Origin of the sequence: Shewanella sairae (assembly GCF_023283535.1) — a bacterium.
In the GTDB taxonomy this organism is placed as follows: Bacteria; Pseudomonadota; Gammaproteobacteria; order Enterobacterales; family Shewanellaceae; genus Shewanella; species Shewanella sairae.
The window spans coordinates 1-26,686 of the sequence record NZ_JAKILT010000042.1; the positions used below are offsets into that span (position 1 = coordinate 1).

General features: G+C 44.2%; 20 protein-coding genes and 1 riboswitch. Of the genes, 9 read left to right on the forward strand and 11 right to left on the reverse strand.

From position 1 onward, the window contains the following. Nucleotides 1-228: 228 nt before the first annotated feature. The 3 genes from L2748_RS16280 to L2748_RS16290 all read right to left on the reverse strand — a co-directional run bounded on the left by L2748_RS16280 (nucleotide 229) and on the right by L2748_RS16290 (nucleotide 3,980). Complete coding sequence (locus L2748_RS16280; protein ID WP_220781413.1) at nucleotides 229-1,809, reverse strand: Na+/H+ antiporter NhaC family protein; 1,581 nt, start codon at nucleotides 1,807-1,809, stop codon at nucleotides 229-231. Between the two features lie 80 nt (nucleotides 1,810-1,889). Next, nucleotides 1,890-2,112, reverse strand: a riboswitch (Lysine riboswitch). A 195-nt stretch (nucleotides 2,113-2,307) separates the two neighbouring features. Continuing rightward, a complete protein-coding gene (locus tag L2748_RS16285; protein WP_220781414.1) occupies nucleotides 2,308-3,231 on the reverse strand; it encodes an FAD-binding protein in 924 nt (307 codons plus the stop codon). After that, a complete protein-coding gene (locus L2748_RS16290; protein WP_220781415.1) occupies nucleotides 3,231-3,980 on the reverse strand; it encodes an electron transfer flavoprotein subunit beta/FixA family protein in 750 nt (249 codons plus the stop codon). Before L2748_RS16290 ends, L2748_RS16285 begins: the two co-directional genes overlap by 1 nt. A gap of 355 nt (nucleotides 3,981-4,335) precedes the next feature. Here L2748_RS16290 and L2748_RS16295 point away from each other — a divergent pair, with 355 nt between their 5' ends. From L2748_RS16295 to L2748_RS16330, 8 genes are all read left to right on the forward strand, one after another. Continuing rightward, nucleotides 4,336-4,728 (forward strand): H-NS histone family protein, encoded by a 393-nt coding sequence (locus tag L2748_RS16295; RefSeq protein ID WP_220781416.1) that lies wholly within the window; start codon nucleotides 4,336-4,338, stop codon nucleotides 4,726-4,728. Nucleotides 4,729-4,882: 154 nt separating this feature from the next. Continuing rightward, nucleotides 4,883-7,927, forward strand: coding sequence for an amidohydrolase family protein (locus L2748_RS16300; RefSeq protein ID WP_220781417.1), 3,045 nt, complete (start codon nucleotides 4,883-4,885; stop codon nucleotides 7,925-7,927). A 74-nt stretch (nucleotides 7,928-8,001) separates the two neighbouring features. Beyond that, nucleotides 8,002-9,390 carry an amidohydrolase family protein gene (locus tag L2748_RS16305; protein ID WP_220781446.1) on the forward strand — a complete coding sequence of 463 codons (1,389 nt, stop codon included), beginning with the start codon at nucleotides 8,002-8,004 and terminating at the stop codon, nucleotides 9,388-9,390. A 121-nt stretch (nucleotides 9,391-9,511) separates the two neighbouring features. Beyond that, complete coding sequence (rcsF, locus tag L2748_RS16310) at nucleotides 9,512-9,895, forward strand: Rcs stress response system protein RcsF (protein ID WP_220781418.1); 384 nt, start codon at nucleotides 9,512-9,514, stop codon at nucleotides 9,893-9,895. Nucleotides 9,896-9,925: 30 nt separating this feature from the next. Continuing rightward, the gene (gene tsaA / locus L2748_RS16315) at nucleotides 9,926-10,684 is read left to right on the forward strand and encodes a tRNA (N6-threonylcarbamoyladenosine(37)-N6)-methyltransferase TrmO (protein ID WP_220781419.1); all 759 of its coding nucleotides are present in this window, start codon (nucleotides 9,926-9,928) and stop codon (nucleotides 10,682-10,684) included. Between the two features lie 9 nt (nucleotides 10,685-10,693). Beyond that, a complete protein-coding gene (locus L2748_RS16320) occupies nucleotides 10,694-11,326 on the forward strand; it encodes an acyltransferase (protein ID WP_220781420.1) in 633 nt (210 codons plus the stop codon). A gap of 187 nt (nucleotides 11,327-11,513) precedes the next feature. Next, entirely contained in the window at nucleotides 11,514-13,226 is a 1,713-nt protein-coding gene (locus L2748_RS16325; protein ID WP_220781421.1) for a proline--tRNA ligase, read from the forward strand. A 234-nt stretch (nucleotides 13,227-13,460) separates the two neighbouring features. Beyond that, on the forward strand, nucleotides 13,461-14,585 hold the full coding sequence (locus L2748_RS16330) for a patatin-like phospholipase family protein (protein WP_220781422.1): 1,125 nt from the start codon (nucleotides 13,461-13,463) through the stop codon (nucleotides 14,583-14,585). On the opposite strand, the gene L2748_RS16335 is transcribed toward L2748_RS16330, so the two are convergent. Further along, nucleotides 14,582-15,295 (reverse strand): SGNH/GDSL hydrolase family protein, encoded by a 714-nt coding sequence (locus L2748_RS16335; RefSeq protein WP_220781423.1) that lies wholly within the window; start codon nucleotides 15,293-15,295, stop codon nucleotides 14,582-14,584. The genes L2748_RS16330 and L2748_RS16335 overlap by 4 nt on opposite strands. A 42-nt stretch (nucleotides 15,296-15,337) precedes the next feature. Next, complete coding sequence (locus L2748_RS16340; protein ID WP_220781424.1) at nucleotides 15,338-17,287, reverse strand: monovalent cation:proton antiporter family protein; 1,950 nt, start codon at nucleotides 17,285-17,287, stop codon at nucleotides 15,338-15,340. A 204-nt stretch (nucleotides 17,288-17,491) separates the two neighbouring features. On the opposite strand from L2748_RS16340, the gene dgcS reads away from it, so the two are divergent. Continuing rightward, complete coding sequence (dgcS, locus tag L2748_RS16345; RefSeq protein WP_220781425.1) at nucleotides 17,492-18,361, forward strand: diguanylate cyclase DgcS; 870 nt, start codon at nucleotides 17,492-17,494, stop codon at nucleotides 18,359-18,361. 116 nt (nucleotides 18,362-18,477) lie between these two features. On the opposite strand, the gene tilS is transcribed toward dgcS, so the two are convergent. The 6 genes from tilS to fabZ all read right to left on the reverse strand — a co-directional run bounded on the left by tilS (nucleotide 18,478) and on the right by fabZ (nucleotide 26,686). Continuing rightward, nucleotides 18,478-19,896: a tRNA lysidine(34) synthetase TilS gene (tilS, locus tag L2748_RS16350; RefSeq protein ID WP_220781426.1), complete on the reverse strand. Its 1,419-nt coding sequence runs from the start codon at nucleotides 19,894-19,896 to the stop codon at nucleotides 18,478-18,480. 74 nt (nucleotides 19,897-19,970) lie between these two features. Further along, a complete protein-coding gene (dnaE, locus tag L2748_RS16355; RefSeq protein WP_220781427.1) occupies nucleotides 19,971-23,441 on the reverse strand; it encodes a DNA polymerase III subunit alpha in 3,471 nt (1,156 codons plus the stop codon). Nucleotides 23,442-23,621: 180 nt separating this feature from the next. Further along, on the reverse strand, nucleotides 23,622-24,239 hold the full coding sequence (gene rnhB / locus L2748_RS16360) for a ribonuclease HII (RefSeq protein ID WP_220781428.1): 618 nt from the start codon (nucleotides 24,237-24,239) through the stop codon (nucleotides 23,622-23,624). Then, nucleotides 24,239-25,390, reverse strand: a complete 1,152-nt coding sequence (lpxB, locus tag L2748_RS16365) for a lipid-A-disaccharide synthase (RefSeq protein WP_220781429.1) — start codon at nucleotides 25,388-25,390, stop codon at nucleotides 24,239-24,241. The genes rnhB and lpxB overlap by 1 nt, the downstream gene beginning before the upstream one ends. 67 nt (nucleotides 25,391-25,457) lie before the next feature. Further along, nucleotides 25,458-26,228, reverse strand: a complete 771-nt coding sequence (lpxA, locus tag L2748_RS16370) for an acyl-ACP--UDP-N-acetylglucosamine O-acyltransferase (RefSeq protein ID WP_220781430.1) — start codon at nucleotides 26,226-26,228, stop codon at nucleotides 25,458-25,460. Continuing rightward, nucleotides 26,225-26,686, reverse strand: coding sequence for a 3-hydroxyacyl-ACP dehydratase FabZ (gene fabZ, locus L2748_RS16375; RefSeq protein WP_012278046.1), 462 nt, complete (start codon nucleotides 26,684-26,686; stop codon nucleotides 26,225-26,227). Before fabZ ends, lpxA begins: the two co-directional genes overlap by 4 nt.

Consider the following 26,686-nt stretch of genomic DNA (forward strand, 5'->3'; position numbering starts at 1 on the left):
GTCATTCGAGATAGTCATTCGAGATAGTCATTCGAGATAGTCATTCGAGATAGTCATTCGAGATAGTCATTCGAGATAGTCATTCGAGATAGTCATTCGAGATAAACATTAACGATTATCCTGCTATCCCCTAGCAACAATTTCAGCAATAAAAAAACCGCTCGATAAAGAGCGGTTTTTATTATTTTTGAATTAGTCTTTAATCACTCAGCCAATGATTGTGTCGTCCTATTGCTTACAAGCTGCATCAGGCGAACAAGATTTGATGCGAAGTACAATAATGCTAATCACAAACAATACGCTACAAGCAACTAGACCTGCGGTAACAGATTCTGTGAAACCTAATACTAGGTAACCCACCATGCTGATCCCAGCAACAATCAGTGCGTAAGGTAGCTGTGTCATTACGTGGTCAATGTGGTGACAGTTAGCACCAGTTGACGACAAAATAGTCGTATCTGAAATCGGTGAACAATGGTCACCAAATACCGCACCAGCAAGCACAGAGGCAAGCATAGGTAACATCATACCTGTGTGGCTACCCATCGCCATATCTGCTGCAATTGGCAACATGATACCGAAGGTACCCCAGCTGGTACCGGTAGAGAAAGCGGTTAAACCTGCAAGAATAAACAACACAGCAGGTAACATCGCAAATGGAATATTACCGGTTGCTAAGCTCGCCATATACTTGCCCGTTTCTAGCTGACCAATCACACCCGCGATAGTCCAAGCAAACAGTAGAATATAGATAGCAGGTAGCATCGATTTCGCGCCTTCAAATAAGCCTTTTGCAATCATCGACTTCTCAACGCCTTGATAAATAACCAGTGCAAGCGTAACTACAAGACCAATTGCAGCGCCAAAGAATAGTGATGAACCAACATCAGTATTTTCAAATGCGCCAATCAAGCTAAACTCTGCACCTTTAGCTGCTAAGGCGTCGCCGCCGCTGCTAACCATAAAGTAGAAAGTGGCAAATACTAATACTGTAATTGGCAAGAATAAGCCCATGATCTTACCAGTATCTGCTTCTGGCAAATCTGAGTTTGCTCCAGGTGGCAGACCTTTAGAAGCATCGTACAGCTCGCCCTTCTGCGCTTTTAATTCATGTTGACGCATTGGACCAATATCTAGCCCCATCAAAGCAACACAAAGTAATAGTAACAATGCAAAAATCGCATAGAAGTTCATTGGGATCATCTGCACGAACACACTTAAGTGTCCGGTATCAGTAAATCCGTGTGCCGTTAAAATACCACCAATCAAGGCGATAATATAAGCGCCCCAGCTTGATACAGGTGAGATAACACAAATCGGTGCAGCAGTAGAATCTAGCAAGTAAGCCAGTTTACTGCGAGAGATGTAGTATCGGTCGGTAAGTGGTCTTGCCACACTACCAACTACTAAACTATTGAAGTAGTCATCAATAAACACCACACAACCTAAAAACATAGTTAATAGTTTTGCATCGCGCTTATTACGAATATGATTACGCGCCCAATCGGCGAAGGCCCTAGATGAACCACTAACGGTGATCAACGCAGTGATCATACCAAGCAACACAAGGAAGCCTAAAATATAAAGGTTCCAGCTATTTAATGCGCCATCATCCCAAACCAGTGCGGATACTTTTTCACCTAGGTATTGTGCTGTTTGCATGGCAGAGAAATCGGTAAGCAATAATGCCCCCAATAAAATACCCACACCCAGTGACAGTAGGACGCGACGAGTTAACATCGCAAGTACGATTGCCGCAACCGGAGGTAGCAGCGATAAAGCCGAATCGGCGTAACTTATAATTGTCATTGTTTTAGTTTCTTCGTTAAATACGAATGGAGGCCGACTGAACTGGTGGGATATAGCAATAAATATCTGATTACACCTGTCCTATCAGTAGCGCTCCATAGCCATATTAATGGTTCGTCATTAATATAAAAATCTCTTATCTTCCAGATAAGAAATACTATGGCAGTGCTGTCCCTATTTGGTCACAGCCCCAGCAACTAGCCCCGATATGCTATGTCACTTCGGCATCAAATCCTTTCTCGATAGATCAGCGGCATCACCCTACTTATCGATACTGATATTTAATGCACCTCTACTTCTCAGGACGCAATTTAAGACTAGCTCAAAAAGCGTGACGGACATAAAAACATAAGCGGCTTTAGAGATGCTACTCTAAAGCCGCTTATCGTGACACAGATCACACACAATACCAAATACACCTCACAGCCATTAACAGTTCACACACCAATTAAATACAACTGGCGCTAAAGAGCCTGTTATTGGATCTGACTGTATAGATTACAATTTCGCCAACAGCTCTGGTACTGCTTCAAAAAGATCCGCTTCTAAGCCATAGTCTGCGACTTGGAAAATGGGTGCTTCTGGATCTTTGTTAATTGCGACAATCACCTTTGAATCTTTCATACCTGCAAGGTGCTGAATCGCACCGGAAATACCGACGGCGATATATAAGTCTGGTGCAACAATCTTACCTGTTTGGCCTACTTGTAAATCGTTTGGCACATAGCCGGCATCAACTGCAGCACGCGATGCACCGAGTGCCCCACCAAGTTTGTCAGCCAGTTGCTCTAAAATACCGAAGTTGTCGCTGTTACCTAATGCGCGACCACCCGATACCACAACTGAGGCGCTACCCAGTTCTGGGCGCTCTGATTCCGTTAAGCTTTGCGTAACAAATTCAACCTGTGGCGCAATATCTTGTGAAAGCGTAACTAAGTCAGCACAGCCATCAGCGGCAACTGCGTCAAACGCACTTGAACGCACTGTCATCACTTTCTTGTCATCTAAGCTTTGCACAGTCGCTAACGCGTTACCCGCATATACTGGACGCACAAATGTATCGTTACTCACCACTTCAATGACTTCAGATAACTGAGACACATCCAATAGTGCGGCAACACGCGGCAGTACATCTTTACCAAAGCTTGAAGCGGCTGCTAAGACATGTTCATAATCAGCAGCAATTGCCAGCATTAAATCAGCTACGTTATCGGCTAGGTGATTGGTGTATGAAGCTGAATCAGCAACTAATACATTACGCACGCCATTAAGTTTTTGTGCTTCAGTTACTACTGCCGCGCAGTCATGACCAACCACTAATACGTCGATGTCACCACCGATTGCTTGACCACAAGCTACAACTTTCGCGGTATCAAGTTTTAAGCTAACGTTATCGTGTTCTGCTAATACTAAAATCGCCATTAGATCACCTTCGCTTCATTTTTTAACTTTTCAACTAACTCTTCGACAGAACCCACCATAATACCGCCACTGCGCTCTGCAGGTGACGCCACTTTAATAATGTTCTGGTGAGACTTAAGTGTTACGTCAAAATCAGCAGGCGTTAACGACTCAAGTGGCTTGCGTTTAGCTTTCATAATATTCGGTAGCTTAGCGTAGCGAGGCTCATTCAAGCGCAGATCCGCTGTAACAACCGCAGGCAATGATAAGTTAACGGTTTGCAGACCACCGTCAATTTCACGGGTAACAACAAGCTTATCGCCATCCAATTTCACTTCTGATGCAAAGGTCGCTTGTGGCATTTTGGCGATGGCAGCAAGCATTTGGCCGGTTTGGTTATTGTCACCGTCAATCGACTGTTTACCTAAAATAACCAGCTGCGCTTGCTCTTTTTGCTGCACTGCATGAATAAGCTTAGCAATTGAAAGTGGCACTAAATCTTCATCAGTTTCAATATGAATCGCGCGGTCAGCACCCAGTGCTAATGCTGTTCTTAATTGCTCTTGAGCTGCTTTAGGTCCAACACTTAACACCACGATTTCAGAGGCGCTTCCGGCTTCCTTTAAACGAACGGCTTCTTCAACAGCAATTTCACAAAACGGGTTAATTGCCATTTTCAAGTTTGCGGTATCAACGCTTGTATTGTCAGCGTTAACTCTGACCTTTACATTGGCATCGACGACACGTTTAACTGGCACCAATACTTTCATAGGGCTTCCTTCTTACGTCTCTTATCATGATCGGGTTAAGTAATGTTGCAGCTATATATTAGTTAACTGCGATTACTGAAATTAAGCTCACTTTACGTGCTGTTAACGTTAACGTCAACTAGGTTTCAAACGCCTGTTCATTCAGGTTGACACTACATAACATTTGCTTGAATTAAACAGGCTAAAAACATTTATTAACCGACTATATTCGTTCTGCTATTCATTTTAACTAATAAGGAATATAAAAACTGAATATGTCTAATTCATAAATAATATTTGATCCTTCCTAAAATAGTTTCTATTATTTACCTAATAAAATTATTCCCACCTTATTATTAATTGGACTTAAATAATTATGAGCGATTTTCTTGAAATATTGACCCATGGCCGTCGTTTTAAAGCAGCAGTTAAAGAGTTGTCACTTACTGATTTAAAAGAACTGGCAGTAAAGCTAGATAAAATTATTGAAGATAAAGCCTCTCAAGAAGCCGAAGAGCAAGAAGCAATGGCTGAGCGTAATGCTAAAATCGAAGAAATTCGTAAGCAAATGGAAGCTATCGGCCTTTCAGTTGATGATATTGGCGGTGCAGCAGCAAAACCTGCCCCTAAAAAGCGTGCTCCACGCCCAGCTAAATACCAAATTGAAGTTAATGGTGAAATGGTACAGTGGACTGGTCAAGGCCGTATGCCAACAGTATTTAAGAACGAGCTTGAACAAGGCCGTACTATGGAAGACTTTTTAATCTAAATTAAAATCTTCTTAAAATAGCCCGCTTAATGCGGGCTTTTTAGTTTTAGGTTAAAAGTATTACATTGAAAGTTACAATTAGCGCTTAGTCATTGTTAATAAGTTAGGGTATTCTCATAACATCCCTGTTTATCTAACAATAATAAGTAGAATAATGCGTAAACATGTCATCATAACCCCAGCCGCTTTACTAAGCTTGTTATGCTCGCAAGCCGCTATCGCCAATGAGCAACTTACCGATAATACCCCTAGACTCACCGCCTTAAGCCACGCCACACTGGCCATTGAGCCTGGTAAAACCTTAACCAACGCGACCTTATTGATACAAGGCAATAAAATTAAGGCCGTGGTTAAAAACAATGATATTCCTGACGATGCCTTTGTCATCGATTTAACTGGTCACACTATCTATCCAGGCTTCATTGACCCTTTTACCGAATACGCCATTGAATACGAGCCAGAAGTAGAGGAAACGTCCGGGCCGGTATATGAAATAAAGCGTATAGGTGGTAATGCAAGTAATGGGGCAATACATTCAGAAAAGCAATGGTTTAATTATATTTACCCAGATAAAGAACAAGCACAACAATGGATAAGTAATGGCTTTACCAGTGTGCAGTCTGGATATTTAGATGGCATATTCCGCGGTCAAGGCGTGGCTTTGTCTTTAGCAGATAAAAAAGCTAATGATGTTATTTATAATGCACAAACTAGCCAATTTATGGCCTTTAACAAGGGCGCTTCTATTCAAGACTACCCACAATCATTAATGGGAAGTATTGCCTTAATCAGACAAACATTTTCAGACGCTAAGTGGTATAACGACAATAAGAATAAAACTTCCACGTCTGGAGAGTCAGTCGAATTTAATATTGCCTTTGAACGCTTAGCGGATGCTAAAAAGCAAAACTTCATTTTTGATACTGCCAATCTGAATAATCAGATCCGCGCCGCCGAACTATTAAATGAGCACGAATTAAGCGGTAGCCTAATAGGTAACGGCCGAGAATACGCAAAACTAGCAGAAATTAAATCGTATCCCTTCAGTCTAGTAGTTCCACTTAATTACCCAGCTGCGCCAGAAATAACCGATGGCGACAGTGAGCGCGAAGTCAGTCTCGCTGATTTAAGACATTGGGAGCGTGCACCGAGTAATTTAGCGATGGTGTCCAATGCTGCAATACCGTTTGCATTAACTCAACATGGTATTGAGTCAGACAAGTTTTGGCCTAGATTAAAACAAGCTGTAGAAAGAGGCCTGTCACAAGAAGCAGCACTAGCAGCGTTAACCACTGATGCAGCTGAAATATCAGGAATTGAGCATATCGCTGGAAAGCTCGAACCGGGTTATATGGCTGATTTAGTCATCACCGATGGCAATATCTTCAATGACGGTAAAATTGTCAGTATGTGGCTGCAAGGCGACGAGCAACAGGTTATTAACCGAGAAAACGCTCTGTTAGATAATCTATATCAGCTACAGATAAATGAGCTTAATTTTGATTTAACTATTGAGCAAACACCAAAGCTTAGTGGCAGCCTCACTAGCGGCGAGCAAGATATCAGTCTCGCAAACCTAAATTACCAGTCCGGTCGCCTGACCTTTAGCGCTGATCTCTCAGAAGCGGGTATTAAGGGCATTAGCCGCTTTACCCTTTGGCTAGACAATCAAGGTCTGAGAGGCCGACTACTTGATGCCAGTAACCAAACGATTCCTTTTGGTGGCATTAAGCTTGAGCCAATCCTTGTATCCGACAAAGATAAAAGCGCTGAAAAAGCGCCTGTCGAGCTAATTTCAAAACAAACCTCACCAAATGTGGCTTATGGTTTAAGTGCACAGCCACAACTTGAAAAAGTGCACATTAAAAATGCCACTATTTGGACATCGGATAAAAGCGGCATTTTAACCAACAGTGACTTGATTATTGCTCGCGGTAAAATTAAGCAAATAGGCCAAAACCTAAGGACTCCTTCAGGCTATAGCAGCATTGATGCAACAGGCAAACATGTGACAGCCGGTATTATTGATGAGCACTCCCATATTGCACTTAATGGCGGCACCAATGAAGGCTCAGATGCGGTTACCTCTGAGGTGCGTATTGGCGATGTTATCAACCCCGATGATATTGCCATTTATCGCAGCCTTGCAGGCGGTGTGACCACGGCACAGCTTTTACATGGCAGCGCCAACCCGATTGGCGGCCAAGCGCAGCTCATCCAGCTCAAATGGGGTGACACTGCTAAAGAGATGAAATTTGCAGACGCGCCTGCCAGCATTAAGTTTGCCTTGGGCGAAAACGTTAAACAGAGTAACTGGGGAGATGCATTTACCCATCGCTTTCCGCAAAGTCGCATCGGCGTAAAAGCCCTCTTTAGTGAAGCGTTTAATGAAGCCCTCGCCTATCGTAAAGCGCAAGCTGATTATAAAAAAATGCGTTCAAGTGAACGTAGGCGCACTGTAGCACCACAATATAATTACCGCTTAGAAGCCATAGCAGAAGTGCTTGAACAAACCCGTGATGTTCATATTCACTCTTATGTGCAATCTGAAATCTTAATGTTCTTACGTTTAGCAGAAGCCTATAACTTCAAAGCTGGTACCTTTACCCATATCCTTGAGGGTTACAAAGTTGCAGATGAAATGGCTAAGCATGGCGCTCATGCCTCGACTTTTTCTGATTGGTGGGCGTACAAGTTTGAAGTTTATGATGCTATCCCGCAGAACACCTGCTTAATGCAAGACAAAGGCGTGTTAACCAGTATCAATTCTGATGATTATGAAATGCAGCGCCGCCTTAACCAAGAAGCCGCTAAATCAATGATGTATTGTGGAATGTCAGCAGAAGATGCATGGAAAATGATCACCATCAATCCGGCTATTCAGTTAGGTATTGAAGATAAAGTCGGCTCTCTTGTCGAAGATAAACAAGCTGATATTGTGTTATGGGACAGCGCACCGTTATCTGTATACGCAAAAGTCGACTCGACTTGGATTGCAGGCCGCCGCTACTTTGACCGCCAGCAAGATAGCGTCGCCCAAATCGAAGTAGCCTCTGAACGTGCTGCTTTAATTCAAAAAGTGTTACAAAGTGATGATGCCCATAAACAAGGCGAATCCCCTATCGATTTAACGGAACCTGAATGGCACTGCGATACGCATTTCAATGCTTGGCAGCAATCAGCTACAGGAGCACTGTAATGAACAATAATACTTCTCTAGCCCAAGCAACTAATAAGCAGGCAACTCATAAGCCAACAAGCTTCAAAGCTCCCATGCTGAAAGCTTTGGCTTTGGCTTGGGCTTCTCTCCCATTGGCATTTGTGGCTAATGCCCATGATATGCTACCGGCAAAAGCACAAACTCAGCCGATACTGTTTACCAATGCAACGGTACATACGGTAACCGATGGCGTGATGCTAGAAAGCGATGTACTGGTTATCGACGGTAACATTATCGCGGTAGGACAAGATCTCGATAAGTCTCTAGCGAGCAACTCTTTAGCAAGTCAGTCTAATGCCGACACAGATCCTGCGACAATACAGCAAACTTCAACAACTAATCCCGGTTACTCTGCGCAACTGAGCGATGTAACAATTGCTGACGTGCAAGTTATTGATGCGACCAATAAGCACTTGTATCCTGGACTCATTGCACTCGATACCACCATGGGGCTTGTGGAAGTTGAAATGATGCGTCCAAGTAATGATGCTTACGAAGTGGGCTTTATTAATCCGCAACTAGAGGCAATAACGGCATTTAATCCCGACTCAGAAATCATTCCGACGGTACGTGTAAATGGTATCACCCATGCACAAGTTGTCCCTCAAGGTGATGGTTTAGCGGGTCAATCGGCACTGGTTGCCATGGATAGCTGGACGATTGAAGATGCGTTAGTTCAATCTAACCAGCAATTTCACCTTTATTGGCCACACATACGTTGGCTATCGAAAGATACTGACAAACGCAAACAGCAATTAGCCGATCTGCAAAGCCGAATCGATGCAGTCTCACGCGCTTTTGAAGATGGGCAGCGATACCAGCTTGCTCAGCAAGCGGGTAAACTGAAAAAAATCGACCTTCGTTGGCAAGCACTTGCCCCCTTGTATGAAGGTAATGCGCAGTTATTTGTCCATGCCCAGTCACAGCAACAAATTGAGCAAGCGATCGCGTTAGCTAAGCAATACCATTTTAAGCTTGTTATTGTTGGCGGTTATGATGCTTGGCGCATTGCCAGTGCTTTGGCTGAAATCGATGCCAAGGTTATCTATAACCAGACTCTTGCCCTGCCAAAGCGCAAAGATGAGCCAATCGATCTCGCCTTTAAAATTCCGGCATTGCTTAAGCAAGCGCAAGTGCCTTTTGCTATCGGCTTTTCATCTGATTGGAATAGCCGTAACCTGCCCTTTGCTGCTGGGCAAAGCGTTGCCTATGGTTTAACAAAGCAAGAGGCACTGCAAAGTATTACTTTAGATGCGGCAAAAATATTAGATATTGACGATATGGGCGCGATTGCTTCAGGCTTTAAAGCTAATATCATTGTTGCTACGGGCGATATATTAGATCCTATGCAGGCTGGAATTGAGTCTATCTTTATTGATGGCCGTAAAATTGATTTGAATAATCGTCATCAACAGCTTTATCAAAAGTATCTAAAGCGCTAGAATTTCTAACTAATAGCGCAATAAACATAAATCCTTTAAAAAAGTGCTCTTAATGAGCACTTTTTTATTTAACGTTTTCAACCACTGCTCCCAATCATTACAATAATATAGGCTCGCAATAATGAAATACTTACTACCATCAGCTTTTCTCTTAATGCTTAGCGGTTGCGCCGGTGATTACGCCTTTAACAGTAACTTGGACAGCGATGCGATTAATGACTATTTCAAGGCATCAGACGTCACCGTTTATGAAGGCACGTTGCAACCTATTGGCCCATTTGAAATAAAAGGCTTAGTTGAGGGAGAAACCTGCCAGATTTCTCAAAATGATGCACCTGCGTCTATTGTTGAAGCGCGTACTATTGCTCGCCGCGCCGCCGCAGATAAACAAGCCAACGGTCTAGTTATCAAGAATTGTTTGCTGATTGAAGAAGCAAGCCCAAATTGTGTTAGCCGCGCACTATGCGTTGGTCAGGCAATTGTCACCACTAACAACCCACAGTAATTTTATTTACTGATTTTAGAAGTAACCTAAATGTCTTTTAATAGCCAAATTCAAGCCGTGGCATATTGCCGCACTCCTTATAAACAAAAGTTTGGTATTCCCAGACAGCCAGGGCTTGTTAGTGCTGCTCGCGGTTTTGTTGAGCTAGCCCCGCCATTTAACCAAATTGATGCGGTGAGAGGATTAGAGCAATACTCACACTTATGGTTACTTTTCTGCTTTCATGAAAACCTCGCCGCAGGTTGGAAAACCACAGTGCGTCCACCAAGGCTAGGCGGTAATGAAAAACTGGGCGTATTTGCAACCCGCTCAACGTTTCGACCAAATGGTATTGGGCAGTCAGTGGTTAAGTTGCACGCAGTGCATACCCATAACGGTAAAGTCAGCCTTGAGATCTCAGGCATGGACTTGCTCGATGGCACGCCAATTATTGATATTAAACCTTATATTCCCTTTTCAGATTCGATTGAGAATGCTCAAGGGGGCATTGCTCAAGACGCGCCAGGGTTAGCCAATGTGTACTTTAATGAGCAAGCGCAAGTTCAGCTTACAAAGTATCAGCAAAATCCAGCTTACCCGCGCCTTGCAGAATTGATTGAAGGTGTTTTAGCGCAAGACCCCCGTCCGGCTTATAAAAAGGCCAAAGCCGATCCTAAATTGTACCAAGTAGCTTTATACGATTTGGATATTCTATGGGTTATCACCGAGCAAGGCATTGAGGTCACTGAACTGCGTCCATCAACGATCGGCAAAGATTGTCAATCTGACCAGTCGACAGCACAGAGTTAAGTACAGCCTATGCAACAGCCACCTGCAATCAATAAGCCCGATTACCAAACTCAGCATAAAAAGCGTTTGTCTTATATGCCTTGGCTTTATTTCTCGCTAAAAGATAAACACCTTGAGTGGGCAAAGCCTTGGCAAGATGAAGTTCAAGCGCATTTTAGTGCAGTTGAAACCGTCAGTATTGGCGAGCGTTGCTTTGTTGCACCAGAAGCTAATTTATTTGCTGAGCCAGGGCGTAATATTATTATCGGCGCGCAGTGTATGATTGCCGCTGATAGTTTTTTACATGGGCCGATCACCTTAGGCAATGAAGTAGCTATTAATCATGGTTGCTCCCTTGACGGTGGCCGCCACGGTATCAACATAGGTAATCAAACTCGGATTGCTAACCATGTCACCATTTATGCCTTTAATCACGGTATGGCGCCAGACATGCCAATCTACCAACAAGCCTCAAACTCTAAAGGTGTGGTGATTGGTGAAGACGTATGGATCGGCGCCCAAGCAGGTATTGTAGATGGTGTCACCATAGGTAATCATGCGGTTATTGGTATGGGTGCTATTGTGACTAAAGATGTGGCTGATTATGCCATCGTTGCCGGCAACCCAGCTCGTGTCATAGGCGATAGACGCGACAAAGCCTAATATCCTCCAGTTTAAGTGGCTTATTTTTTAGCAATAGGCCACTGCTTTTTGACTCATAAAATCCAGCTCGCCTGCCTCCAATTCCTTTTAAAGCGAATAAAAACCACCAATTCACTCAATCCGTAGGTGACAGAACCACTACAAGTGATAAAATAGCGCCCATTCAACTCAAATTTGGACACCGGTAATGCGCGTAAGCAAGTACCTGCTATCAACTCAAAAAGAAACTCCTGCAAACGCAGAAGTCGTTAGTCATCAGTTAATGTTACGTGCGGGTATGATCCGTCGTAACGCATCAGGCTTATACAGCTGGTTGCCGACAGGTTTACGTGTACTACGTAAAATCGAAGCGATTGTTCGTGAAGAAATGAACAAAGCCGGCTCGGTTGAAATTCTTATGCCTATGGTTCAGCCTGCCGATCTTTGGGTTGAAACGGGTCGTTTTGACAAGTTTGGTCCTGAACTACTTCGTTTCCAAGACCGTCACAACCGTGACTTCGTACTAGGCCCAACTCACGAAGAAGTCATCACTGACATCGTGCGTAAAGAGGTTAACTCATACAAGCAGTTACCACTTAACCTATACCAAATCCAAACCAAATTCCGTGACGAAGTTCGTCCACGTTTTGGTGTAATGCGTTCACGTGAATTCTTGATGAAAGATGCATACTCTTTCCATATCGATCAAGAAACCATGAACGAAACTTATGAAGCGATGTTCCAAGCTTATTGCAACATCCTAGAGCGTTTAGGTCTAGCATTCCGCCCAGTTATGGCTGATACCGGTTCTATCGGTGGTAGCTTGTCGCACGAATTCCACGTGTTAGCTAACAGCGGTGAAGACTTAATTGCTTACTCTACTGAAAGCGATTACGCAGCAAACATTGAAAAATGTGAAGCGCCAATGCCAACTGAAACACGTCAAGCCGCGACTAGCGAAATGACATTAGTTGACACGCCAAACGCTAAAACGATTGCTGAACTTGTTGAGCAACACGGTATTGCGATTGAGAAAACAGTAAAAACACTTATCGTTAAAGGTTCGACTGAAGAAGCGCCACTAGTGGCTATCGTTATTCGTGGTGACCACGAGCTAAACGAAGTGAAAGCTGAAAAAATTGACGCGGTATTAGCACCATTTGAGTTTGCTGACGAAGCGGCTATCCGTGATGCAGTCGGTGCTGGCACCGGCTCTATTGGTCCAGTTGGTCTAAACATGCCTGTATTTGTTGACCACAGCGTTAGCATCATGAGCGACTTTGGCGCTGGTGCAAACGAAGATGGCAAGCACTACTTCGGTATCAACTGGGAGCGCGATCTTCCAGAAGCGGCAGCATTCGATCTACGTAACATTATCGAAGGTGAGCCTAGCCCATGTGGTAAAGGTACGATTGCCCTACTTCGCGGTATCGAAGTGGGTCATATCTTCCAGTTAGGCACTAACTACTCAGAAGCGATGAACGCCAACGTACTAGACCAGAACGGTAAGTCACAGACGCTACTTATGGGTTGTTACGGTGTAGGCGTAAGCCGCATGGTTGCTGCAGCAATTGAGCAGAACAACGATGACCGCGGTATTATCTGGCCAGAAGCGATTGCACCGTTCACAGTTGGTATTTTGCCAATGAACATGCACAAGTCGCATCGCGTTAAAGATATCGCTGAGCAGCTTTACCAAGATCTAAACGACGCTGGCATCGAAGTGATGTTTGATGATCGTAAAGAGCGTCCAGGTGTAATGTTTGCTGATATGGAGCTTATCGGTATTCCACATGTAGTGGTTATTGGTGATCGTAACATCGACAACGGTATGTTCGAATATAAGAACCGTCGTACTGGTGAGAAGCAAGATATTCCACTAGACCAAATCGTTGAGTTCTTAAAAGCGCAACAAGCTTAATGGCTCGATAAGCTAGAGCACTCAGGTGTAATAGCTTACAAGCTGATAAAAACGCCGATGATTTCATCGGCGTTTTTTATGTCCAAATTTTAACACCCTTCAATAATACCAATTAGTATAGGCAGACGAATATTTTTTGACTTTTTCTTGAACAAGCCAGCTGAGTCACATATGCTGAAATTAACAGCAAGATTATAAATACATTGTATTTTTCAAACGATAAGGAGCGTCGAATTGTCAAAAAAAACGGCGTTAGTACTAGGGGGCGGTGGCGCGCGAGCAGCCTATCAAATAGGCGTGCTTAAGGCGATTGTGCAGTTTTACCCACGTAACCATGGTATTCCTTTTAAAATCGTCTGTGGCACTTCTGCTGGCGCAATAAACGCGACTTCAATTGCAACTCATGCCTCTTGCTTTCATTTAGGAGTGCGTAAACTCGAATGGGTTTGGCGCCATATCCATGCTAAAAAGGTCTACCATGCATCTATCGGTGGTGTATTAAAGCACCTGAGTAAAATGGGCCTTAAAGGTCTGCAAAGTAATGGCGCCTCCAGTACTGCTGGTAGCTTATTTAATAGCGACCCATTGCGTCATCTGCTAAACAATTTAATCAGCTTTGAGCGCATCGATCGCAATATTAATAGCGGCGCATTGGAAGCGGTGAGCTTAGATACCTCTTGTTATAATAACTCACGCTCAGTCACCTTTTTTCAAGCCAATGCGCATATTGATAACTGGCAAAGAGCAAGGCGCCATGGCGTACGTACTCGGCTTAATACCGACCACTTATTAGCAAGCTCAGCCATTCCGATGGTCTTTCCTTCAATACGCTTAAATCAAGAATATTATGGTGATGGCTCAGTGCATCAGCTGGCGCCTCTTAGCGGCCCTATTCACCTAGGCGCTGATAAAATTATGGTGATTAACCTTGAGAGCCCGCACAAGGTACAAGCCAAAGAGCTAAATCATCACCCCAAAACAGCAACCATTGCAGGCCACTTGCTGGATACGATTTTCTCTGACACGCTAAATAGTGACCTTGAGAGGCTTGAGCGGATCAACAGCACTCTTGAGCTTATTCCAGAGAAGAGCCGAGAAAAACTGGCCTTAAAGCGCATTGAAACCTTAGTGATAAAACCCAGTGAAGATCTAAGTGCAATGGCGTCACGCTACTTTGAAGATATGCCTTTTGCCATCAAAATGATGTTAAGAGCGTTGGGGATAAATGAGCATTCAGACTCGAGTATTGTGTCATACCTGCTGTTTGAGCAAGGCTATTGCAGCGCCTTAATTGAACTGGGTTATCAAGATGCCATGTGCCAGATTGATGATATAAAAAGCTTTTTCGATATTCGTTAGCCTTTAGCCTTTATCAGTAAAGCTGCGGCGCTTTTTCCCCAATCTTGATAAATTAGCTCTCCGGGGTGAAAGCCATCTGTTGCCATTGCGCTAGCATCAAGCTGATGACCAAAATCGAGCAACGTAAAACCTTGATCCTTTGCAGCAACGTTTTCCAAATAGCGATTAAACTCATTGCTACGCTTACCTAAAAACCAGCGTAGCGGTTGTGGTAGCACAGGAAAGTCGCCCATTGGCGGCACTCGGGTTAATATCAACGTTTGGCAATTAGCCTTAGTCACAAGCAAATCAATTAATGCCCTTTGTTGCTCAATCCAGCGCTTTGCTGACAGCGGACTGAGTACATCATTCACCCCAAGCGACACCACTACCGCATCAAAGTGCAAAGACGGCGTAGCACTTAAGCTTCGCTGCAACATGTTGATCGCCCTCTGCGTGTTGTAACCAGATTTAGCCAGTAGCTGCCAATTAACTTGGTAGTGAGGCGATAATTCACCGACCAGCGTGCCGCTAAGCGCTTGCTGTTGATACTCAACCCCTACGCCTGCAGCCGCAGAGTCGCCAAAGATTAACAACGATAAGTTTTCACCAGAGCCTGAAACTCCCGCACGAGGGCCTGCAGCCTCAGGCAATCTTGGGGTGTTTTGTTTGACCCTTTTGCCCTGTAAAAACAGCCAAGGAGCCAGTATGATAAAAACCAAATAATGCATAATGGTATAATCTCTCCTTGAGCGTTTTCATACAGTTCAGCGTTAGCCTTGCAGTAAAAATATCTCGGCCTTTTCAATACGTCTAGGCTTACCCAGTAATATTAAAATATCGCCAGACTTAATCAGCCAATCAAGCTCAGGGCTTTCGACTTCTGCGCCCGAACGTCGAACCGCCCTTAATTCAACGCGTAGTTTATCCCAAGGAATATCCGCTAAAGTTAACCCCACAGCGTTTGCGCCTTTAGGCAAGGCTACCGCGTGCAATAACTCCAAGGTAAAATCGGTTTCAGCACCTGAGAAGAAACCATGCAGATATTGGTAATGGTTACGCCGCTCTATTTCAAGTCGCTTTAATATCCGCGCTAACGGCACACCACATTGATACAAGACTTGAGATACCAACATTAGGCTACCTTCTAGCGTTTCAGGTATAACCTGACTCGCGCCCGCCTCTTCTAATGCTTCCATACCTGAGTCATCACGAGTACGTACTAAAATTTTAGCCTCTGGAGCTAATTGGCGACAAAGCGGCAAAACCTCTTCTAAGATCCGCTCGCTACTAAAGGTAATGACAATCAACTTAGCATCGCGGACCTTTGCCTGCTTTAAAATACTTCTTTTGCACACGTCACCAAAATACACAGGCTCCCCTGCTGCTCTCGCCTCTGATACCCGAGTAGGATCCAGGTCGAGCACCAAATAAGGTATCGCTTCGGTTTTCATAAAACGTGCAATCGTTTGCCCTACACGGCCATAGCCTAAGATAAGCACTAAATCGTCTTTGGCATCTACCGAAACATTTAACGGTTCACTGGTATCTTTTTTAGGTTTAAGACCTTGCAGCCTTCTAGCAATATCCACACTGTGGCGCACAAGCCAAGGCGCAAGCGCCATCGAAAGCACAGCAACCATCACTAAAGTTGTACTGGTTTTATTGTCCAACAATTGATAATTCACCGCTAAAGCGAGTACTACAAAGCTAAATTCACCCACCTGAGCTAGACTCAGGGCGGTGGCGACTGAAGAGCGAAAAGATTCTTTGGCAACTTTAAGAAGAGAAAAAATAACGAGGGCTTTACCTAGAATCACCGCGATAAGAATTAAGATTATTTGCCACCAGAATTGTGCCACCAATTGAAAGTCGAGCAACATCCCGATAGAGATAAAAAACAATCCCATCAATAAGTCTCTAAACGGTCTAATATCGGCCTCAAGCTGCCTACGGTACTGGCTTTCTCCAAGTAACATACCAGCCATAAACGCCCCAAGCGCCATAGACAAGCCCAGCCACTGGGTTATTGCTCCCGTAACCAATGCGACCACTAAGGTAGAAAGAACGAATAACTCATTGGAGCGGGACCGCGCCACTTCATCAAATAACTTCGGCAGAGCCCACTTACCGAAGGCCATTAGGGCGATAAAAGCGAGTACGCCTTTGAGTAAGGCATAGACCACGTCATTCCATAGCAGCGCTTCGCCATCGCTGGCAAGTAAAGGCAGTAAGATAAGTAGTGGCACGACTGCAATATCTTGAAATAACAGCACACTAACTGAGAGTTCGCCATGCCTGCGCCGCAGCCAGCCTTGTTCATTTAATAGCTTTAACACAATCGCAGTAGAAGATAATGCAATGGCAGCGCCCACCACTACTGATTCAGTTAAAGTGAGATTACATAATAGCGCTATGCCCATACTGAGCATGGTAGTCACCACAACCTGAGCACTACCTAAGCCAAATACCGTACGGCGCATTGCCCATAATCTTGGCAGAGAAAACTCAAGACCTAGGCTGAACATCAACAGCACAACACCCAGCTCTGCAACCGACTGCATTTGATGCTGAGTAAACCAATGGAAGCCACTAGGACCACTTATTACGCCTGTTACCAAGTAAGCCAAAATCGCAGGCAGCCCCGCGCGCCGTAAAATTGCAATCGACACGATAGCAATCACCAGCATCAGCAAAATTTGAATAAGAAAGCTGTGTTCCATTGGCGCTATGTCCTCCTTAATCATCTGCATTTGTCAAAATGCCGACGCTCATTTATTCAACTCGGTTTACTAGAGAGTAACCTAATGACAAATAAAGACAAATATTATTACATTACGTAACGGCATAGTTGTTGCATAAATAATTTAACAAGATTATTTAAAGTACGGTAAAACAATAGTGTTTGCCATAGGGAGTAACAAGCAATGGAATTTGGCCTAGCAACCGAATCTTTTCCTATTGAATACCGCAAACCTATGTCGGTGCCAATGGAGATTGACCTCGTCAATATTATCCAGCAGCTGCATCAACATTTGGATCCGCGGACAGTGTTTGCCTCCTTTGGTAAAATTATGGGGCAACACTTGCCGCTGTACGGTGCTCGGCTGAAATATAAAGACCATTTATTTCATTGGGGGCAACAAAAGGGTTATTCGATTGAACAAACTCTCACTTTTGCAGACCAGCAGTTCACTATTTACTATATGCTAAAAGCGCCTTTAGTGCCGTCGCAAACCCAAAGATTGAACCAAATACAACCGCTAGTATTACAGCCTCTCTTTAATGCTATTCAGTATAAAGAAATGTCTAATCAGGCAATGTATGACGCCCTAACTAAATTAGGAAACCGCCATTATTATCGCGAAAGCCTTAGAAAAGAGCTTGCTCGCGCTGAACGTGGAGAGCACCCTGTATCGCTGATCGCTCTGGACCTTGATAACTTTAAGCAGCTCAATGATGACTTTGGTCATCAACTTGGTGATAGTGCATTAATTGAGTTTTCAGAAATGCTCAACGATACAATTAGAGACACTGATCAGGCGTTTAGAATTGGTGGTGATGAATTTACAATCTTAATTCAAGCAGACGCGAAAGTTGCAGAGATCTTGTGTCAAAGGGTCCTTAACGCGCTTAGCATACACCAGTATCTTGATAAGTATGAAGTCAGTACCAGCATGGGCATAGCGCAATGGCAAAAGAATGACACAGAAAAAACGCTTTACCAACGTGCCGATAATGCACTGTATGATGCAAAAGCGGCGGGAAGGCAATGCTATAAAATACAACGCTCTTAAGATGAGTCTCTAAAAAGACTCAGTATCTAACATCAGATATTGGGTATTAGGGCACTCATCGTTAAAAATGCTCAAGTGAGTACGCAAGAAAATTGCTAGTGTGCGCACAAAGCCGACTAGCGAAGCGTCAATCTAAGACCCGATGTTTCTGGATGAGCTAAAGCGGATTTTTCAATCCAATAACCAACAGCTGCAACCAATTTACCGTCGTAACACAATAATGGCACTCGACCACGCTTCCAAGGTGGTAATTCAAGCTCTTGCCATAACTTTTTAAGCTCGCGCCCTTTACTGCGAAAGTGAGGATGACAGCGAGTACTTCCAACTAAAGCAAATACGATAGACACTTTCTCAGTGGCAAGCGGTAGCCTCAATAATGCCTGAGTCTGATCCACTATATTTTCAGCCGATAAACACTCACCCGATGGCAAGCTAATGCCAGCCGTTAATAAATCCTCTAAACTAATGTTCGTCTGTTGCAAAGTACAATGCTGTTGCTGAGGGCTCACCTCAAGTGAGCCTGTTTCATTTGCCAGAAAATAAGCATTGTTTTTAAAACGTCTAATCGTCACATCAGTCAAGCGCAGCTCAATAGATGCATCCGCTTTGGCATCTAATAATTGAGATAAAATTTGCTCACCTTGCACTTTTGATGGCGGAGCAAAACCAAGCTGCTCCATATGTCCTCGCAGTAGTAACGACTGCCAAGCATCAGAAAAATCAGCTAATTTGGTCAATTCAAGCACATTGTCGCAACCAAGCTGCTGTTGTACTTGAGGTAAACGTTTAATCGTTTCCTCTTCAAGCACGGATTGCTGCAAGGCACAAAGTTCAGCACTGCGGCTAGCCGTGGCGGCAATTGCGCTCCAACGATGTTTGAGTTTAGGGATAATATCTAAGCGTAAGAAGTTTCTATCGTATTTATCATCGAAGTTACTTTCATCTTCGATATGAACAATATTATGCTGGCGCGCATACTGCTCGATTTGCTCTTTACTGCAATCAAGCAAAGGCCTTATCAACCAGTGCTGTTGATTGAAACGTTGCACCTTGCCCATAGCAGATAAGCCTTTTGGACCTAAGCCGCGCTTTAGTGCCAGTAATACGGTTTCAAGTTGATCGTCCTGATGATGTGCTGTCATTAGGATATCATTGCTGGAAAGCTCGGATAACAGCGCCTGATATCGCACGCTACGCGCTTGCGCTTCCACACTCACTCTAGGCGCCTGTTTTACCTCAACATACTTAATATTACATGCTAGGTCATAGCTGTTTGCCTGAGATATACAGTGCTCTACCCAAGCGTCAGCATTGTTGCTTAAACCATGATGAACATGCACCAACACACACTCAAAATCGGCGTTTACCTTGGCAAACTGACCTAAACCATGGGCTAAGATCTCTGAGTCAACACCGCCACTATAAGCCAGAACAAGCTTACGCTTTTGCGCAGAGCTCATTAACGGATTAGGCTCTGCAGCAAGCTTATTTGTCAGTTGATGCAGAGACAGCTGGATAAGAGAGACGATATTCATCTAAAGGGCTATATACCTATAACATTCGATTAAGCGGCCCTACAGCGATTGATGAAGGGTCGCTTTACTTGATTTTAAAAAACGATTTTGACCTTACCAGACCCTGTTAGCGATTCTAGTGCCAGCATTAACTCATCGGTTGGGTTAACTCGCCACGCATCACCTAAAGTAAACTGCGCCTGAGATTGTGGCTGCGCATAGTTAATCACGACTGGCACGGCACCCGCTTTCCAAGGTTCAACTGCGGCCTGGAACTCATTTAGCCACTGCTCATTAACTTTGTCTGCTTGCAGCTCAATTTCCACCGCATTAGCAAAATGGCTACGAGCCTCGCCCATATCGATAATATTACGCGCCGTCATCCGGTTACCACCGGAGAAGTCATCAAAGCTGACTTCACCTTCAATAATCAAGATACGGTCTTTTTCGAGTAAGTGATTAAACTTCTCGAATGCTTCAGTAAATAGCATAATTTCTAAACGCGCACTCTTATCATCGAGTGTTACTAGCCCCATTTTTGAGCCGCGCTTGGTCATCATCACTCGTGTTGCAACCACCAAACCCGCAGCTTTCATAGTCTTGCCGCGATCTGTTGGGTGTACATCTTTCAATCGACCAGATGTATAGTGTTTTAGCTCTTTCAAATACTGGTTGATAGGGTGACCCGTTAGGTATAAACCTAAGGTGTCACGCTCACCTTCTAGCCAAACTTTATCCGGCCAAGGCGTACACTCAACAAATTGCTGTTTGCTGTCTTCTGGCTCGCTATTAAGCAAACCAAACATATCATGCTGACCAATAGCTTCAGCTTTTGCATGTTGGTCTGCAGCGCGAATAGCTTCAGGCAAGGTTGCCATCATGGCTGCGCGGTGCGGACCAAGATTATCCAATGCACCAGCGCAAATCAGCTTTTCTATCACGCGGCGATTGAGCTTTTTAAGATCGACTCGAGCACAGAAATCAAACAGATCGATAAACGGTCCGTTTTCACGCGCCTTTAGGATCGATTCAACAGGGCCTTCACCTACACCTTTCACCGCACCAATGCCGTAAACAATATTTAAGTCGTCATCGACGGTAAATCTAAATAAGCCCTTGTTCACATCTGGCGGTAATAGAGGCATGCCCATGCGCTCGCATTCGTCCACCAAGGTCACAATCTTATCGGTGTTATCCATATCGGCAGACATTACCGCTGCCATAAACTGCGCTGGATAGTGAGTTTTAAGCCAAAGTGTTTGGTAGGATACTAATGCATATGCTGCCGAGTGAGATTTGTTAAAACCATAACCGGCGAATTTTTCCACCAAGTCGAAAATCTTCATCGACAGTGGACCATCTACGCCGTTTTCAATCGCGCCAGCTTCAAACGTACCACGCTGCTTAGCCATCTCTTCTGGCTTTTTCTTACCCATAGCACGACGAAGCATATCCGCGCCGCCCAAGGTGTAACCAGCAAGTACCTGAGCAATCTGCATCACCTGCTCTTGATACAAGATAATGCCGTAGGTCGGTGACAGTAGCTCTTTTAACGATTCATGCTGATATTCAGCATCGGGATACGATACTTCCTCACGGCCGTGCTTACGCTCAATAAAGTTATCTACCATGCCCGATTGTAGAGGGCCCGGTCTAAACAGTGCTACCAGTGCAATCATATCTTCAAAACAATCTGGCTGAAGGCGCTTAATCAAGTCTTTCATGCCACGGGATTCCAACTGGAATACCGCGGTTGTTTCGTAACGCTGCAGTAACTTAAAGCATTTAGGATCGGTAAGTGAAATCGATTCGATACGTACCCGCTCTTCGCCATTTTTATCTTTAACGCTATTCACCATCTGCAGCGCCCAGTCAATAATGGTCAGCGTTCGTAGACCCAAGAAGTCGAACTTTACTAGGCCCGCGGTTTCAACGTCGTTCTTATCAAACTGAGTAACCGGGTTTAAACCTTCGGTGTCGCAATAAATTGGTGAGAAGTCAGTAATTTTAGTTGGCGCGATTACCACACCACCGGCGTGCTTACCCGCGTTACGTGTCACACCTTCCAAAATACGGCACATGTCGATAAGATCTTTGACTTCTTCATCAGCGTCATATGACTCTTGCAGCCCTGGCTCGACCTCAAAGGCTTTAGCCAGAGTCATACCAGGCTCTGCAGGGATCATTTTTGATAAGCGCTCAACAAAGCCATAAGGATGACCAAGCACTCGGCCAACGTCTCGAATTACCGCTTTGGCTGCCATAGTACCAAAGGTAATGATCTGCGATACCGCATCACGACCATAAAGGTCGGCAACATGGTCAATCACCTCATCACGTCTATCCATGCAAAAGTCGACGTCGAAGTCGGGCATAGATACACGTTCAGGGTTGAGGAATCGCTCGAACAGTAAGTCATATTCAAGTGGATCCAAGTCGGTAATTTTAAGTGCATATGCCACAAGCGAGCCAGCACCCGAACCACGGCCAGGCCCAATCGGGATATCGTTATCTTTACCCCACTGAATGAACTCCATTACGATAAGGAAGTAACCAGGGAACCCCATTTGGTTAATAACCTTAAGCTCAATATCGAGACGCTCATCATATTCTGGGCGCTTTTCAGCTCGCACTTCAGGATCTGGAAATAAAAACTCTAAGCGTTCTTCTAAGCCTTTTTCAGACACTTCAACCAAGAAGTCTTCAATGGTTAAATCACCTGTAGGGAAATTGGGTAGAAAATATTCGTGCAAACGTACCGTGACGTTACAGCGTTTAGTAATCTCAACCGTGTTTTGAATCGCTTCTGGAATGTCTTCAAACAGCTCACACATCTCATCGCTGCTTTTAAAATATTGCTGGTCACTGTACTTCTTCGGCCTGCGAGGGTCAGCAAGGGTAAAGCCATCATAAATCGCCACACGGATCTCGTGCGCGTCAAACTGCTCTGGTTTATTAAATACCACTTGGTTAGTGGCGACCACTGGCAGGTCTTTTTGCTCGGCAAGCGCAACAGCCATATGCAAATAGCGCTCTTCATCAGGGCGACCAGTACGCAGCAACTCTAAATAATATCTATCAGGAAAATGAGTTTGATAAAACGCGACTAAGCTATCAACCTGAGCCTTGTTATCTTTTAACAACGCACGACCGATATCACCATCTTTAGCGCCAGAAAGTAAGATTAAGCCTTCGCTGTATTTGGCTAGCCATTCATGGTCAATGACCGCTTTATCTTTAATATTGCCGCGTAAGTATGCATCACTGATCAATAACGTCAGGTTAGAGTAACCAGTATTGTCCATCGCGATCGCAGTGATGGAGCAGAATTCATCGAAGCCTGGCACCTGCACCCAAAAGTCAGTACCAATAATCGGTTTAATGCCATTGCCATGACAAGCCTCGTAAAACTTAACCAAACCACACATGTTTGTCTGATCTGTTAAGGCAACCGCAGGCATTCCCAATTCTGATACTTTACCTAAAATGGGTTTAACTTTAGAAAGTCCATCAGACATGGAAAAGTCACTGTGGACGCGCAAATGCACAAAACGTGGATCAGACATAATATGGAGTATCTTTCTTTTTGATAGATGAAGACTGCTAGTCAATCTTACAGGGTAAAACATGGGCCAACAGCAAACAAGTTAAACTATTAGCCCAGATGAGAGATGTGTTAGTTTTCGTGCGAATCTGCTAGATTTTCTGGTTTAACAGCTCTAGCCGGCAAAGAGTATTAACCAACGTTATTTCAGCTCTAATGCTTCACGTACAGGTCTAAAACTTTTACGATGCTCAGGCAATACGCCATGCTCAGCAAGCGCTTCAAAATGGGCTTTCGTTGGATAGCCTTTATGCTTTTCAAATCCGTACTGTGGATATTGCGCAGCCAAAGTGTCCATCTCTCTATCACGCACCACTTTGGCGATAATTGAAGCAGCACTAATGGCATCAATCAATCCATCACCTTTGATGATTGCGTGGCTTTCAACGCCGAAATCAGGCGTGCGGTTACCATCAACCAATACACTGCTAGGTTTTATACTAAGACCAACTACAGCACGCTGCATAGCAAGCATAGTCGCGTGTAAAATATTGAGTTCATCAATCTCTTCAGGTGTGGCAGAACCAACACTGACACTTAGCGCTTTTTGTTGGATTTGCTCGAACAGCAATTCACGCTTTTTCTCTGACAGCTTTTTAGAGTCATTCAAACCTTCGATCGGATTATTCGGATCTAAAATCACTGCTGCAGTGACAACATTACCGATAAGCGGACCGCGACCCACTTCATCAACGCCGGCATATTGACCCACACAAATCTGAGCAACTTGTTCCGGAGTGATCCCTTTAATGACAGCCATTATGCTTGTTCCTCAACTAATTTTTTTACTGCATCAGCAGCGCGAGCACTTGCATCACAACGAATGGCTTGGTGCATGGTCATAAAGCGTTCATAGGTTGGCGAAAAATCACTATCTAATTGCACTCCAACTGCGTTAGCAATCTTATCTGGTGTGCAATCGGCTTGAATTAGCTCTTCAATCACATCGTCATCTGCAAGTAGGTTTGGCAATGAGTAACGCTTAGTCAACATCATGCCCTTAGCAATACGATAAGTGATAGGACTAACACGGTACGCTACCACCATAGGACGTTTAACCAGCATTGCCTCAAGGGTTGCAGTTCCCGATGCTAACAAAATGCAATCAGCCGCCGCCATGACTTCGCGAGATTGTCCCTCTATTAGATGGATCTCTAAATCCGGTGCATGCTCACGTAATGCTTGTTCAAATTGGTCACGACGCTTTTGATTCACTAAAGGCGTCACAAACTTGATATCTGGGTAACGCTGCTTAATCAGACTTGCCGCTTTTACAAAAGGCTCAGCGAGTTGTTTTAACTCACCACCACGAGAGCCGGGCAAGATAGCTAAATACTCAGCGTTTTTATCTAGCCCTAGTTGTTCTCTAGCCTGCAGCTTATCATTTTCCAGTGGAATATCGTCAGCGAGGGTATGCCCCACAAAAGTGCAAGGCACTTGATATTCATCGTAAAACGCTTTTTCAAAAGGTAGCAGCGACAATACCATGTCGGTAGCCTTGGCAATTTTGAAAATACGCTTTGGTCGCCATGCCCACACTGATGGACTGACATAATGGACGGTTTTAATCCCACGCTGTTTTAACTTTAGTTCCAAACCAATATTAAAATCAGGTGCGTCAATGCCAATAAAACAATCTGGATTAATTGCCGTTAGCTTTTCAATCAGGGTCTTGCGGACCTTCAACAGTCTCGGCAAACGAGAAAGTACTTCGACTATTCCCATTACAGCAAGCTCTTCGTATGAAAAAATCGATTCGAAACCGAGTGCTTCCATACGTGGGCCGCCAATACCGACAAACTTGGCATCTGGGTAGCTAATTTTCAGCGCTTTAATTAAACCTGCGCCTAAAATGTCGCCAGATATCTCTCCGGCAACCATAGCAAAAACACGAGGATTGTTTGAACTCATATAGTGAAGTCTATTATTGGTAGGTTGGAAACAAAGAACCCGCTGTTACACGGGTTCGATAATTGACTTAGCGGATGATGCCCCGTTGGGAGGAGGCGACAAACTCAATTAACATTTGAACTTGCTCATCATCAACTGCAGCCTCTTTAAGCTGCTCTACCGCTTCGGCAACCGTCAGGCTGCTGCGATATAAGGTCTTATAAGCACGGCGAACCGACAGCTGAGACTCTTTAGAGAAGCCGCGGCGTTTCATGCCTTCAATGTTCAATCCACGTGGGATCGCAGGCGAACCTGATGCCATCACAAATGGCGGCACATCGTTTAAGATTAACGAACTACCCGCAGTAAAAGCATGAGCACCGATACGCACAAACTGATGTACACCGGTCATGCCACCTAAGATAGCCCAGTCACCCACGTGCACATGACCAGCAATAGAGGCATTGTTTGCCATTATCACATTACTGCCTACAACACAATCATGGGCAATATGAACATACGCCATGAATAAGTTATTTGAACCAATACGTGTTTCCCACTCATCTTGAGTGGTACCACGGTGAATGGTTACCGATTCGCGGATAACGTTATTATCACCGATAATCAGACGAGTCGGTTCGCCAGCATATTTTTTATCCTGACAATCTTCACCAACAGATGCGAATTGGTAAAACTTGTTGCCTTTGCCGATGACTGTTGGGCCTTTCACAACAACGTGCGAACTAAACCAACAATCGTCACCGATTTCGACATCTGCGCCAATGTAAGTCCAAGGACCAATTGTTACGTTGTTGCCAATCTTGGCATCAGGGTGGATATACGCTAATTTATCAATCACTTAGAAATCTCTCTACGTGCACACATGATTTCAGCTGAACAAACAATCTCGCCATCCACTTTAGCTACGCCAGTAAACACGCCAATCCCGCGGCGCTCTTTAATCATTTGTACTTCAAAATGTAGTTGGTCACCTGGTTCAACGACACGCTTAAAACGCGCTTTGTCGATACCAGCAAAATAGTATAGCGCATCATTAGATGGCTCTTCACTCATGGTTTTAAATGCTAAAAGGCCAGTGGCTTGCGCCATTGCTTCTAGGATTAATACACCAGGCATCACTGGTTGAACCGGGAAATGTCCCTGAAAGAATGGCTCATTAATCGTGACGTTCTTGATAGCATGTAGTGTTTCACCTGGAGTGAAATCTAAAACTCTATCGATCAATAAAAAAGGATACCTATGAGGTAAAAATTTTAAGATCTCTTTGATATCCATTGTATTCAATTGATTTGACAC

Bases quoted from the DNA above. Each gene is read 5' to 3' on its own strand.
- L2748_RS16280 (WP_220781413.1), bottom strand. From the start codon at position 1,809: ATGACAATTATAAGTTACGCCGATTCGGCTTTATCGCTGCTACCTCCG.
- L2748_RS16285 (WP_220781414.1), bottom strand. From the start codon at position 3,231: ATGGCGATTTTAGTATTAGCAGAACACGATAACGTTAGCTTAAAACTT.
- L2748_RS16290 (WP_220781415.1), bottom strand. From the start codon at position 3,980: ATGAAAGTATTGGTGCCAGTTAAACGTGTCGTCGATGCCAATGTAAAG.
- L2748_RS16295 (WP_220781416.1), top strand. From the start codon at position 4,336: ATGAGCGATTTTCTTGAAATATTGACCCATGGCCGTCGTTTTAAAGCA.
- L2748_RS16300 (WP_220781417.1), top strand. From the start codon at position 4,883: ATGCGTAAACATGTCATCATAACCCCAGCCGCTTTACTAAGCTTGTTA.
- L2748_RS16305 (WP_220781446.1), top strand. From the start codon at position 8,002: ATGCTGAAAGCTTTGGCTTTGGCTTGGGCTTCTCTCCCATTGGCATTT.
- rcsF (WP_220781418.1), top strand. From the start codon at position 9,512: ATGAAATACTTACTACCATCAGCTTTTCTCTTAATGCTTAGCGGTTGC.
- tsaA (WP_220781419.1), top strand. From the start codon at position 9,926: ATGTCTTTTAATAGCCAAATTCAAGCCGTGGCATATTGCCGCACTCCT.
- L2748_RS16320 (WP_220781420.1), top strand. From the start codon at position 10,694: ATGCAACAGCCACCTGCAATCAATAAGCCCGATTACCAAACTCAGCAT.
- L2748_RS16325 (WP_220781421.1), top strand. From the start codon at position 11,514: ATGCGCGTAAGCAAGTACCTGCTATCAACTCAAAAAGAAACTCCTGCA.
- L2748_RS16335 (WP_220781423.1), bottom strand. From the start codon at position 15,295: ATGCATTATTTGGTTTTTATCATACTGGCTCCTTGGCTGTTTTTACAG.
- L2748_RS16340 (WP_220781424.1), bottom strand. From the start codon at position 17,287: ATGGAACACAGCTTTCTTATTCAAATTTTGCTGATGCTGGTGATTGCT.
- dgcS (WP_220781425.1), top strand. From the start codon at position 17,492: ATGGAATTTGGCCTAGCAACCGAATCTTTTCCTATTGAATACCGCAAA.
- tilS (WP_220781426.1), bottom strand. From the start codon at position 19,896: ATGAATATCGTCTCTCTTATCCAGCTGTCTCTGCATCAACTGACAAAT.
- dnaE (WP_220781427.1), bottom strand. From the start codon at position 23,441: ATGTCTGATCCACGTTTTGTGCATTTGCGCGTCCACAGTGACTTTTCC.
- rnhB (WP_220781428.1), bottom strand. From the start codon at position 24,239: ATGGCTGTCATTAAAGGGATCACTCCGGAACAAGTTGCTCAGATTTGT.
- lpxB (WP_220781429.1), bottom strand. From the start codon at position 25,390: ATGAGTTCAAACAATCCTCGTGTTTTTGCTATGGTTGCCGGAGAGATA.